Source organism: Brachybacterium sp. YJGR34 (assembly GCF_003347015.1).
Taxonomy (GTDB): Bacteria; Actinomycetota; Actinomycetes; order Actinomycetales; family Dermabacteraceae; genus Brachybacterium.
In genome coordinates this window covers 18,705-31,161 of sequence record NZ_PNFB01000013.1, presented here as the reverse complement: position 1 = coordinate 31,161, position 12,457 = coordinate 18,705, and the positions used below count along the sequence as shown (strand labels likewise).

The window sequence follows — 12,457 nt, the reverse complement described above, 5'->3', positions numbered from 1 at the left end:
CCCCCGCCGCTCCGCACCGGACGCGGGCGGAGCGGCGGTGCGTCCAGGACGCCGACTCGCGGCGTCCGTGCCTGTGGTGGTCCCGATGCTCATTTCGAGGCCATGTACTCGTCGTAGTACTTCTGCATCGTCGCGATGTTGTCGCGCACGCCGGACTCCTCGACGGTCGCGAGATAGGGCTCCCAGCCCTCGTCGATGCCGCCGCTGGTGATCCACTCGGCGAAGCTGGTCATCGCGGTGTTCATGAGCGTGGTGTCCACCAGGCTCATGGCGTTGAGGTCCTCCTTGGTCATCTTGATGAACAGACCCGGGTACACGTCCTTGTCCAGGTCCATCGCGTCGATGGCCGGCTGCAGCACCTCGGACTCGTCCACGGCCTCCTGGAGGTCGGAGGGCAGCTCCACCTCGAGCGAGTCGCGGATCCACACCGGACCGTTGTCGGCGAGGGTGGAGGTCCACTTCCAGGTCGAGGGGTCCGTGCCGTCCGGCGGCGGCAGCACCTTGTAGGAGCCTTCGCCGGTCTTCTCGATGTTGGGGCCGATGTCGCCGAAGAGGACCTGCAGCGACATCTCCTCCTCGTAGAACGTGTCGATGACCGCCAGGGCGGCCTCCTTGTTCTTCGAGGTCGCCGAGAGCACCACCTGATTGCCCGGGTAGTTCTCGCCGTACTGGTCGTAGCTCCAGGTGAGTCGCTCGGACTGGTCCCTCGAGCGCTGCAGCACGCCGATGGACTCGTACTGGTCGGCGATGTCCGGCCCGAAGCGGTCCGAGCGCGTCCAACCGAAGGTGTAGCCGACGGTCGCGGTGCCGTCGCCGGGCCCGCGGGCCACCGACTGGTAGGTGGAGTAGTCCTGGGTCATGACGTCGGCCGAGAGGAGGCCGGCCTCCTGGCAGCGGGCCAGGAAGGTGACCACCTCGCGGTAGCGCTCGTCGGTGAGGAAGTTCCCCACCACGCCGTCCTCGAGGAAGTAGCCCTGGCCGCCCCCGCCGGAGATCGGCAGTCCCGTGCTGCCCAGCAGCAGGATCGACTGGAAGTAGCCGAAGCCGCCGGTTCCCACGGGGCTCCAGTCGATGGGACGGATCTCCGCCCCGGTGCCGGTGGGATCTCCCTCCTTGAACGCGACCAGCACGTCGAACAGCTCGTCCCAGGTGGTCGGCACCTCCAGGTCCAGCGTCTCGAGCCACTGGGTGTTGATGTACTGGTGCTGCACGGTGGGCGGCCAGAACCTCTTGTAGCCGGGGACCGAGTAGATCTCCCCCTCGGGCTGCGTGGCGAGAGCCTGCAGCTCCGGCTTCTCCTCGAACATCGCCGCGACGTTGGGCAGGGACTCGAGGTCGTCGGAGAGGTCCTCGAAGAGGGTGCCGTAGGTGGCCAGGTCCGTGTCGTTGATGGCCTGGGTGCCCACGATGAGGTCCGGGACGTCGCCGGCGGCGAGCATCGTGGACTTCTTCTGGTCCCAGTCGGCGCTGACCTCCTCCCAGACGATCGGCATGCCGGCCGCCTCCTCGAGGGTCTTCGTCCACTCCATCTCCGCCATGGGCTTGGTCAGGGCGTGCTTGATCACCAGGATCCGCAGCTCGCCCTCGGTGCTGCCCCCGTCGCTCCCGCCTCCGCAGGCGGTCAGTCCGAGGGAGCCGCCGACAGCGGCCGTCGCGGCGAGACCGCCGAGCACGGTGCGCCGACGGGGGCGACGAGGGGGGAGGGCAGGGGGAAAGGTCGACATCATCGTCTCCTGGGGTGGGTGGGGAACTGCAGGGTGGGTGGGGAACTGCAGGATCGGGAGGCGGCGGGCTGCGGCGGTGCGGGCGAGGAGTGGGCGGCGGGCCGGTGGAACCGGCCCGCCGGGATGGTCAGCTCTCGCGCGGGAGCCAGATGCGCATCGCGCCGGGTCCTCGGTTCCCCCAGCGGGCGAAGGGCACGGCGGAGACCTCCAGCGGTCGGGTCTCCGCGCCCGGGGACTCCTCGGTGACCTCCTCGTAGAGAGCGCCGCCGGGACGGCGGTGCAGGACGGTGACCCGGAGCGTCCCGTCGTCGCCGGGACGGGCGGTGGGGACGCGGGGGATCAGCAGGTCGTCCACCGCCACGTCCTCGGGCAGGTCCGCCTGCTCGAGGCAGTGCACGATCGGGCCGCGCTCGAGCGCGACACAGCCGCGGGTCGCGTCCACTCGGGGGTGGGAGAGCGTCCACCGCGGCGGCATGTCGAGGTCGAGACGGGCGCCGTCGACCTCGGCGATCCCGAGCTCGAGCCGCTGGGCGTCGAGCTCGGGCTCGCTCAGCGCTCGGGCGGTGCCGTCGGCGGAGGTGAGCGTGCCGCTGCGCACCCAGCCGGGGATCCGCACCCCGATCCGTGCGCCGGTCGTCGTCTCCTGCGCGGACAGGGAGAGGTGGATCGTGCCGGAGCGGGGGTAGTCGGTGCGCACCTCGAGCGTGCCGCGGCCCAGAGCCTCCGGGAGCGTGATCGAGGCGCCGGCGAGCTGGAGCAGCTCGAGGCTCGTCCCGCGCTCGTCCTCGCGGACCGCCGCGACGTAGGCGCCGAGCTGCGCGATGAGACGGGCGATGTTGGGCGGGCAGCAGGCGCAGGAGTACCACTCCTGGCGATCGGCGGGCGCGTTCTCCTCGTCGAAGCGATCGGGACGGCGCTGCATGGGGTTGGAGTAGAAGAAGCGGGTGCCGGTCTCGTCGACCGAGGCGGCCAGAGCGTTGTGGATCTCGCGCTCGATGACGTCGGCGTGGCGGGGGTCCTCGCGCGCCAGCATCATCCGCCAGGTCCACTGGAGGTCCGCGATCGTCGCACAGGTCTCGGCATAGGCGCGGTCGCTGGGCAGCTCGTAGTCGTTGCCGAAGGACTCGTCGCGGTGACGGGAGCCGAAGGCGCCCGAGAGGTACATCTTGCGGGTGTGGACCCGCTCCCACTGCTCGGCCATGACCGTGCCGAGGGCCTCCTCACCGGTCTCGAGGTGGAGGTCGGTGACGCCGGCGTTGAGGTAGAGCTGGCGCACCGCATGGCCGGTGGGGTCCACGGCCTCGCGTACGGGCAGGTGGTCCTGGAAGTAATGGTTCCCGAAACCGCCGCCGGGCAGCAGATCCCTCCCGCGCTGGTCCACGAGATGCTGGGCCAGGCGCAGGTGGCGCTCCTCGCCGGTATGGCGGTAGAGCTCGACGAGGGCCGTCTCGATCTCCGGGTGGCCGGGGATGCCGTCCTCGCGCCCCGGTCCGAAGCGGCGGTCCACGAGATCCACGAAGCGCAGCGCGAGCTCGAGCAGGTCGCGGCGCCCGGCCGTGCGGTCCAGGGCGATGGCGGCCTGCAGCCAATGGCCCAGCACGTACATTTCATGGGTCCACCACAGCTCGGCGAACTTCTTCTCCGGGTGCACGCCCTGGATCCAGGTGTGCAGGTAGCCGCTGGGCTCCTGGACCCGGGCCACCAGCGCGATCATCTCGTCCAGCCAGTCATCGTGCGCGGTGGTCCCGGTGCGGCCGATCTCCCAGGCCACGGCCTCGATGACCTTGAACAGGTCCGAGTCGGCGAAGACGAAGCCGCGATGCGCCGCCCCGGACTCGCCGATGACGCGCCGGAAGTTGTCGATCACGCCGGAGGTCTCGAGCTGGGCGATGCAGTGCGGGATCGTCGCCGCGGCGTTGAGCTCCTGCCAGGCGCCCAGCGGACCGGCGGGGTCCAGCCGCACCGCCGCCAGGTCGAGGGGGCGCAGGCCGGAGGCGCGGACGGCGCGGGGGAGCGCCGGGGCGGGGCGTGCGGAGGGCGGGGACTGATCGAGCACGAAGTCTCCTCGTCGAGACGCGGGTGGTCTCCTCGGTGCGATGTGACGGACGCCATGGTGCGGCGCGCGATTAAGCGATGTCAAGAGTGGACATGACGGTGTCCTAGTGTCGTGATCCTCCTGTGACCTTCCGTGGGATCCGACGGCCGGATCGTCGCCCCGGGCGCCTCAGACGCCCGTCGAGGCGCGGGTGACGAGAGCCGACGGTGCGCTCTCGCGCCGGGCCGGCAGGTCGCTCCCGGCGAGTCGTTCGGCCAGCATCGCGACGGCGTATCGCGCCATCTCCGGCACGCCCGGGTCCACGGAGGTCAGCGGCGGCGTGGTGAAGGCGGCCTCGTCGGTGTTGTCGAAGCCGGAGAAGGCGACGTCCTGCGGGATGCGGAGCCCGGCGAGGGAGGCGGTGCGCATCGCCCCCACGGCGACGGCGTCGTTCACGCACATCACCGCGTCGAAGGTGACACCGGAGCGCAGCAGCGCGACCATCGCCTCGGTGCCCGTCTCCCGCCGGTCCCAGTCCGATCCCTTGACCTCGAGGGCGGAGTCCACCTCCAGGCCGCGCGCCCGATGGGCGTCGAGGTATCCCCGGTAGCGGGGGCCGTCATGCGTGCTGAGCCAGGGGTCCGCGACGTAGGCGAGGCGGCGCCGCCCCATGTCCAGCAGGTGCCCGGCCACGGCGAGGGCGCCCTCGTACTCGTCCATCACCACGCAGTCGATGCCGGGGGTCGGGGCGCCCCCCACCTGCACCACGGGCAGCGGTGGGACCCGGCCCTCCAGGAGCTCGGCGCTGAGGAAGTGCGGGCACAGGATCATCCCGGCGACGTCGCGCGTGGTGCGCCCGAGCACCGCGTCCCGCTCCATCTCCGGGGTGTAGAAGGAGATGCGCAGGGTGGTGCTCAGCCCTCTCTCCTCGAGGGCGAGGATGAGGGCCTCGGCCATCCGGGCGAAGTACGGCTGATGGAGGTTCGGGACCATGATGGCGATGCGGTCCGCGCTGCCGCGGGCGAGACCGCGGCCCGCGGCGGAGGGCACGTAGCCCAGCTCACGGGCGGTGCGCTCCACCGTCTCCGCCGTCGCGGCAGAGACGCGGATCGTGCCGCCGGCCCGGTCGCCGCGGCGCAGCACATGGGACGCGGTCGCGGTCGAGACGCCCGCGGCCGCGGCCACGTCCGCCAGGGTCACCCGCGCCATGTGCGCCCCCGCCCTCCGTCGTCGGCCCGGCCCAGGGTGGACTCCGCGCGGATCAGGGCCGCGGGGACGACGACGCGCCGCGGCGGGCCGTCGTCCCCGCCCAGCCGCGCGACGACCAGCTCGACGGTGCGCCGCGCGATCTCCGCGGCGTCCGGGTCGATGGTGGTCACCGTGGGCGTGGAGAACTGCCCGTCATCGATGTACCCGTGGCCGGTCAGGAGGATCCGGCCCGGCACGTCGACATCCCGTTCGCGCAGCAGGGAGAGCGCACCGATCGCGAGCTCGTCGTCGGCGCACAGCAGCGCCCGGGCGTCGGGGTGCCGTGCCAGCGCCGCGGCCGCGGCGCGGCGGCCCGCCGAGCGGTCGGCCGCATGGGTGCTCGGCCGCGAGGCCTCCGGGGCCGGCCGCAGCACGGGCGCGCCGGGGAAGGCGGAGAGCAGGCGCTCGAAGAAGGCATCGGGCACCCCGTCCTCCCGCCCCAGCAGCACCGCCCCGCCCACCTGGAGCATCCGCAGGTGGCGGGCGAGGGCATCGGCCGCCGCGCACTCGTCGTTGTCCACCGTGTCGACGGTGACCTCGCCGTGGGGCGCCGACCGCTCGGAGTGCAGCACGACGATCGGCTGCTCCGGCGTGGAGCACGACGGCGTGAGGTCCTCGGGCAGCGGGCCCAGGTGGATCACCGCGTCGAAGAGGGCGCCGCGGGAGGCGAGGGTCTGGGCGATGCGCTCGGTGCGGCCGCGGGAGGGTTCGATGGAGACCTGCAGCCCACGGCGCTCGGCCTCGCGGACCACGGCCTGGGCGAGACGGGCCGCCGTCGGCGTCGTGAGGTCCACCAGCGACAGGGCGATCAGCCCTGTGCGCCCGGTGCGCAGGGACCGGGCATGGGTGTTGGGCGCCCAGCCCAGGTCGTCGATCGCCCGACGGACCCGGTCGCGCACGTCGGCGCTGATGTGGGGCTGGTCGTTCACCACTCGCGAGACGGTCTTGGTCGACACCCCGGCGCGCGCCGCGACCTCCTTCATCGTCGGCGCCATGGTCCTCCTCGCTCGCCGTGCACGCGATCACGGTCCCCGCTGGCGAGGATAGCGCGCGGCCGCCTGCTCGGCGCCTCGAGGGCGGGTGGTGCACCGCCCGCGGGGCCAGCAGGTCAATGCCGCCATCGGGGCGACCTTCGTGACACACTGCACAGGAGTGCGGATCCTCCTCGATCCGCCGTCCCCCTGTTCCGTTCGGCTCCCCACGGAGGACACCGTGACCGAGACACCTTCCCCCACCCTCACCCAGCGACTGACCGCCGAGCTGCTCGGCACGTTCTGGCTCGTCTTCGGCGGTTGCGGCGCCGCGCTCTTCGCGGCCGGCTTCCTCGACGGCGACGGCACGCACATGGGCATCGGCTTCCTCGGCGTCGCGCTCGCCTTCGGACTGACGGTCGTCACCGGCGCCTACGCGCTGGGTCACATCTCCGGCGGCCACTTCAACCCGGCGGTCACGCTCGGCGTGTTCCTCTCCGGGCGGATCGAGGCCAAGGCCGTCGGCCCGTACATGATCACGCAGGTGATCGGTGGCCTGATCGCCGCGGTGCTGCTCTTCGTCATCGCCAGCGGCCAGCCCGATTTCGCCATCGATCCCACCGCGGCCGGGTCCTTCGCCACCAACGGCTACGGGGAGCTCTCGCCCGGCGGGTACTCGCTGCTGTCCGCTCTGCTCATCGAGGTCGTCCTGACCGCGGTGTTCCTCTGGGTGATCCTCGGCGCGACCGACACCCGTGCCCCGGCTGGCATGGCACCGCTGGCCATCGGCCTCACCCTCACGCTGATCCACCTGATCTCGATCCCGATCACCAACACCTCGGTCAACCCGGCGCGCTCGATCGCCGTGGCGGTCTTCAACACCGGCGCGCTCGGCCAGGTGTGGCTGTTCATCGTCGCGCCGCTGGTCGGTGCCGCGATCGCCGGCCTGACCTACAAGCCGCTGTTCGGCGCGAAGGCCTCCTGACCCGGCCTCGTCGCTCCTCACTGCGCGGCGCCCCTCGCCCTTCCGGCGAGGGGCGCCGTTGCACGTCCTGAGCTCCGATCCCAGCGGCATCCCTCGGCGTCGGCGCCGCATCCGGTGATACGAATCGATGAATTCTCGTCGTGTCGGCACGGTGTCCTGACCAGCGGATACAGTCGCTCCCGGGCCCTCGATGCCGGCGCGACGGCCGCCGCGCCGTTTGCATCACCACCGCCCGTGGGGCACGATGGCGCTCGGTGTCGCGAGCACCCGGTCCGGCGTTGGGCGGGCTGCTCCGCGGCCCTCATCTCTCACACCGCCACCGTCGACGAGCGCCACCGTCATCGATTCGAATCGATGACTCCCTGGCGTGGAGAAAGCAGGACGACCATGTCTTCCGCACCCTGGTCCGCACCACAGCACAGCGCTGCCGTGGTCCCGGGCGGCCCGCGCCGCCCAGGACGTCGCGACCTCCTGCGCGCCGGTCTCGCCGTGCCCCCGCTGGCCGCCCTGGCCGGATGCGGGAGCGGCGGGACGAGCGGCGACCCGAACGCCATCAGGATCGTCGACTACTACAACACCCCGGCCGACGACGTCGCGATCAACGGCACCTTCAGCGCCTGCGCCGAGGAGCTGGGCCTCACCTTCTCCCGCGAGCGCGTGCCCGGTGATCAGCTCATCGCCAAGGTGCTCCAGATGGGATCCTCGCGCACCATGCCGGACCTCCTCATGCTCGACAACCCCAATGTCCAGCAGGTCGCCGAATCCGGTGCCCTCGCCTCCCTCGAGGACTACGGGCTCACCGCGGAGGGCCTCACCCCGGCCGTCGCCGATCTCGGCCGGTACGACGGGACGCTGTACGGCATCGCTCCGACGGTCAACACCATCGCGCTCTTCTACAACGTGCAGCTGCTGGAGGAGGCGGGCGTCCAGCCGCCGACCACCTGGGACGCGCTGCGCTCGGCCGCCGAGGCCGTGACGACGGAGGGGCGCTACGGCATCGCCTTCTCGGCGGTCGCCAACTACGAGGGGACCTGGCAGTTCCTGCCCTTCATGTGGTCCAACGGCGGCGAGGAGACCGACCTCTCCGGCGAGGGCGTGCTCGGTGCCTCGCAGTTCTGGTCCGACCTGGTCCGCGACGGCCTCGCCTCGCGCTCCGTCGTGAACTGGAAGCAGGGCGACGTGATGGACCAGTTCAAGGCAGGTCACGCCGCCATGGTCGTCAACGGGCCCTGGAACATCGCGGGCCTCGAGGCGGACACCCCCGACCTCGAGTGGGATGTGGTCACGATCCCCGTGCCGACTGCCGGAGGCGAGCCCGTCGCCCCGCTGGGCGGCGAGGTCTGGACGGTGCCCCTGACCGGGGACGAGGACAAGCAGCGCAAGGCCGCCGAGCTGCTCAAGGCGTTCGTCGCCCCCGAGAACCAGCTGTTCATGGCCGGTGAGCGCAGCACCATCCCCGGGGACGCGGAGGCCGCGCGCCGGTTCGGCGAGGAGAACCCTGACCTGAGCACCTTCGTCGAGCAGGTCGCGACGGCCCGCTCCCGCACCGCGAAGCTCGGGCCCGACTGGCCGCGGACCGCGAAGGCGATCTACACCGCGAACCAGCGCGTCCTGGTGGACGACACCGACCCGGCCGAGGCGTTCGACGAAGCCGCCCGGACCGTCAGCTGAGCGAGGGAAGAGACATGACCACCACCCAGTCCGCCATCACGGCACCCGCCGCCGGCACCCCCGCGCCCCGACGCCGGCGCAACACCGGCGACCTCCTGGTGCGCTACGCCTTCGTGCTGCCCGCCGTCCTCTACATGATCGCCTTCTTCGGCTATCCGATCATCAAGAACGTCGTCATGAGCTTCCAGGCCTACGACTTCTCGACCTTCTTCAACGGGAAGGCGCCGTTCGTCGGCCTCGACAACTACGCCGCGACCTTCTCCGACCCGATCTTCCTGCGTGCGCTCGGGAACACCGCCCTGTTCACCGTCGGCTCGATCGCCGGCCAGTTCGTGCTCGGCATGGCTCTGGCGCTCTACTTCCGTCGGCGCTTCCCGCTCTCGGGCTTCCTGCGCTCCCTGCTGCTGCTGCCCTGGCTGCTGCCGATGATCGTCTCCGCCGCGGTGTGGCGCTGGATCCTCGAGCAGGACAACGGCGCACTGAACGCCTTCCTCACCGGCATCGGACTGATCGACGATCCGATCCCCTGGCTGACCAGCTCGGACACGGCCCTGATCGCCGTCATCATGGTGAACATCTGGCTGGGGATCCCCTTCAACGTCGTGCTGCTCTACAGCGGCCTGCAGTCCATCCCCGAGGAGCTCTACGAGGCGGGCCAGCTCGACGGCGCCACCGGATGGAAGTCCTTCTGGCACATCACCCTGCCGATGCTGCGGCCCGTGGTGAGCGTGGTGCTGCTGCTCGGGGTGATCTACACGATCAAGGTCCTCGACCTGATCATCGGCCTGACCGGGGGCGGCCCGGCCAACGCCACGCAGACCCTCGCCACCCGCAGCTACGAGATGTCCTTCGTCGAGTTCGACTTCGGTCAGGGCGCCGCGCTGAGCAACATCCTGATCCTGATCGCCCTGGCCTTCAGCCTCGTGTACCTGCGCGCCAACGCCCGCGCCGCGAAGAACGGATGACCCCGATGAGCACTGCCACCGACACCGCCTCGCGCCCCGTCCTCACCGGCGCCCCCCGCCGCACGCGCTCCGCCCGTTCCGCCCTGCACACCGTGATCGGCATCGTGCTGGTCGCGATCATGCTGTTCCCCGTCTACTGGATGGTCAACGCCTCGCTCGCCCCGGCGGGCAACAGCCTCAACATCCAGTGGCTGCCGCTGAACCCGGACTTCAGCGGCTACTCCCGGGCGATCGCCGACCAGGGACAGAACCTCATCACCTCGCTGATCGTCGCCGTCGGCGCCTGCCTCCTCTCGATCGTGATCGCCGCGCCCTGCGCCTATGCGCTGGCGCAGTTCCGGATCAAGGGGACCGCGGCGCTGCTCTTCCTGGTGCTGATCAGCCAGATGATCCCCGGCATCGTGATCGCCAACGCGCTGTACACGGTCTACACGCCGCTGGGGCTGATCAACTCGATCCCCGGGCTGATCCTGGCCGACGCCTCCCAGGGCATCCCCTTCGCCATCCTCATCATGCGGGCCTTCCTGGAGACCTTCCCGACCTCGATCGTCGAGGCGGCCCGGGTGGACGGCTGCGGACATGTCCGGGCCTTCTGGTCGATCGTGCTCCCGGTCTCGAAGAACTCGCTGATCACCGCTGGGATCTTCTCGTTCCTCTTCGCCTGGAGCGACTTCCTGATGGCCCTGACGCTGACCACGGGAGAATCGATCCGCCCGGTGACGCTGGGGCTGTACACCTACATCGGCACCAACGACACCGACTGGAGCGCCGTCATGTCCACGGCGGTGCTGTCCTCGCTGCCCGCCGTCATCCTCATGATCGTCGCCCAGAAGTACGTCGCCGCCGGAGCCACCGGCGGGGCCGTCAAGTGACCCTGCACCGAAGCACCCACGTCCAGGAAGGACACCCGTCATGACCACCACCGACAACGCCGCCCCGCTGCGCGTCACCGTCTGGGGCGAGAACCGCCACGAGCAGCGCGATCAGCGCGTCCGCGACCTCTACCCCGAGGGGATGCACTCCGCGATCCGCGACGGCATCGTCGAGAACCTCGGCGACTCCGTGACCACCCGCATCGCCCTGCTCGACGATCCCGAGCACGGCCTCAGCGAGGAGGTGCTCGCCCAGACCGACGTGCTCACCTGGTGGGGCCACATGGCCCACGGGGAGGTCTCCGACGAGGTCGCCGAGCGCGTCCAGCGCCACGTGCTGTCCGGCATGGGGCTCGTGGTCCTCCACTCGGGCCACTGGTCCAAGCCCTTCACCCGGCTCATGGGCACCACCTGCACGCTGCGCTGGCGCAATGAGGCGGACCGCGAGCTGGTGTGGACCGTGAACCCCTCGCACCCGATCGCCGAGGGCATCCCGCACCCGCTCATCATCCCGGAGCAGGAGATGTACGGCGAGCACTTCGACATCCCGGTGCCCGACGAGCTGGTGTTCGTGTCCTCCTTCAGCGGGGGAGAGGTGTTCCGCTCGGGCTGCACCTTCCGCCGCGGCAAGGGGAAGATCTTCTACTTCAGCCCCGGAGACCAGGACTACCCCGTCTACCAGCAGCGCGACGTGCGCCGTGTGATCGCCAACGGCGTGGGATGGGCGCGTCCGGCCGTGGCGGACCGCGAGATGCCCTTCCTCGACCGGTACCCCACGGAGTGGTTCGTGACCGGTGAGAGCGGCCAGGGCGTCGGCGACGCGGCGGCGGCGGGCAAGGACGCATGAGCGCCGAGCAGCAGGCGGTCGCACCGGTCGAGGTCGTCGTCGTCGGTGCCGGCGGCATGGGCCGCGCCTGGATCGGGACCGTGCTGAAGGCTCCGGAGGCCCGGCTCGTGGGCGTGGTCGACGTGGTCGACGGCGCCGCCGAGCGCGCGGTCGAGGACCTGGTCCCCGCCGCCGAGCGCGCGTCGATCGCGACCGGGACGGACATGGTCGAGGTGGCCCGGTGCGCCGGGGCGGAGGCCGTCATCGACGTCACGATCCCCGCCGCGCACCACCCCGTCACGGCCGACGCCCTCCATGCCGGCCTCCCGGTGCTGGGGGAGAAGCCCTGCGCGGCGACGCTCGCCGAGGCCGTGTCCCTGGCCGGGCACGCCGAGGCGACGGGGACGCTGTTCATGGTCTCCCAGTCGCGCCGGAACAACCCGCATCTGCGAGAGGCGCGGCACCTGGCCGAGGAGCTCGGCGGCGCCGGCATCGTCGACACGCAGTTCTCCCGCGCTCCCCGCTTCGGCGGCTTCCGCGAGGAGATGGCCCATCCGCTCATCGTGGACATGGCGATCCATGCCTTCGACGCGGGACGGGTCCTCGTCGACGGCAGCCCGGTCCAGGTCACCGCCACCTCCTACAACCCCTCCTGGAGCTGGTACGAAGGGGACGCGGCCGCGACCGTCACCATCACCTACGACTCCGGCGCCGTCCACACCTACTCGGGGTCCTGGTGCGCCCCGGGCCGTGAGACCAGCTGGAACGGCGAGTGGACCCTGAGCTGCCCCCGCGGAACCGTCGCCTGGGACGGCGACACGCCGCCGAGCGCTCGCAGCGAGGACGGGACGGACCTGTCCGGCCGCGCGCCCTCAGAGGCGGACCGCTGGGAGCTCGACGCCTCGCTGGCCGAGTTCTGCGCCGCCCTCCGCGGGGGCCCGGTGCCGGCCTCCGAGGTGCACGGCAACGTCTGGACCCAGGCGATCGTCGAGGCGGCGGTGCGCTCCGCGGACACCGGGCGGACCGTCGCCCTGGCCGAGGTCCTCGACGAGGCGCTCGCCCAGGCCCGTACCCTGGATGCCGCCGACGGCCGCAGCCGGGCGCTCGAGGCGTGGACCTCGGGCACCTCGGGTCTCGCCGCCGGCTGATCCGAGGAGGGG

General features: G+C 71.3%; 10 protein-coding genes. 6 read left to right on the top strand and 4 right to left on the bottom strand.

The genetic code is table 11. The annotated features are described in order from the left end of the window. Positions 1-89: 89 nt before the first annotated feature. The 4 genes from CXH06_RS11855 to CXH06_RS11840 form a co-directional block, all read right to left on the bottom strand. A complete protein-coding gene (locus tag CXH06_RS11855) occupies positions 90-1,724 on the bottom strand; it encodes an extracellular solute-binding protein (RefSeq protein ID WP_114855406.1) in 1,635 nt (544 codons plus the stop codon). 127 nt (positions 1,725-1,851) lie between these two features. Beyond that, entirely contained in the window at positions 1,852-3,780 is a 1,929-nt protein-coding gene (locus CXH06_RS11850; protein WP_114855405.1) for a glycoside hydrolase family 127 protein, read from the bottom strand. 168 nt (positions 3,781-3,948) lie between these two features. Further along, a complete protein-coding gene (locus CXH06_RS11845; RefSeq protein WP_114855404.1) occupies positions 3,949-4,968 on the bottom strand; it encodes a LacI family DNA-binding transcriptional regulator in 1,020 nt (339 codons plus the stop codon). Continuing rightward, entirely contained in the window at positions 4,956-6,002 is a 1,047-nt protein-coding gene (locus CXH06_RS11840) for a LacI family DNA-binding transcriptional regulator (protein ID WP_114855403.1), read from the bottom strand. The genes CXH06_RS11845 and CXH06_RS11840 overlap by 13 nt, the downstream gene beginning before the upstream one ends. A gap of 217 nt (positions 6,003-6,219) precedes the next feature. Between CXH06_RS11840 and aqpZ the strand changes: the two genes are divergently transcribed. The 6 genes from aqpZ to CXH06_RS11810 all read left to right on the top strand — a co-directional run bounded on the left by aqpZ (position 6,220) and on the right by CXH06_RS11810 (position 12,445). Next, positions 6,220-6,963, top strand: a complete 744-nt coding sequence (gene aqpZ, locus CXH06_RS11835; RefSeq protein ID WP_114855402.1) for an aquaporin Z — start codon at positions 6,220-6,222, stop codon at positions 6,961-6,963. A gap of 387 nt (positions 6,964-7,350) precedes the next feature. Further along, the gene (locus CXH06_RS11830) at positions 7,351-8,634 is read left to right on the top strand and encodes an extracellular solute-binding protein (protein WP_114855401.1); all 1,284 of its coding nucleotides are present in this window, start codon (positions 7,351-7,353) and stop codon (positions 8,632-8,634) included. Between the two features lie 14 nt (positions 8,635-8,648). Continuing rightward, positions 8,649-9,599, top strand: a complete 951-nt coding sequence (locus CXH06_RS11825; RefSeq protein WP_114855400.1) for a carbohydrate ABC transporter permease — start codon at positions 8,649-8,651, stop codon at positions 9,597-9,599. A gap of 5 nt (positions 9,600-9,604) precedes the next feature. Further along, positions 9,605-10,471, top strand: coding sequence for a carbohydrate ABC transporter permease (locus tag CXH06_RS11820; protein ID WP_114855399.1), 867 nt, complete (start codon positions 9,605-9,607; stop codon positions 10,469-10,471). A gap of 40 nt (positions 10,472-10,511) precedes the next feature. After that, positions 10,512-11,318 carry a ThuA domain-containing protein gene (locus tag CXH06_RS11815; RefSeq protein WP_114855398.1) on the top strand — a complete coding sequence of 269 codons (807 nt, stop codon included), beginning with the start codon at positions 10,512-10,514 and terminating at the stop codon, positions 11,316-11,318. Then, entirely contained in the window at positions 11,315-12,445 is a 1,131-nt protein-coding gene (locus tag CXH06_RS11810) for a Gfo/Idh/MocA family protein (protein WP_114855397.1), read from the top strand. The genes CXH06_RS11815 and CXH06_RS11810 overlap by 4 nt, the downstream gene beginning before the upstream one ends. The last annotated feature ends 12 nt before the right edge of the window (positions 12,446-12,457 follow it).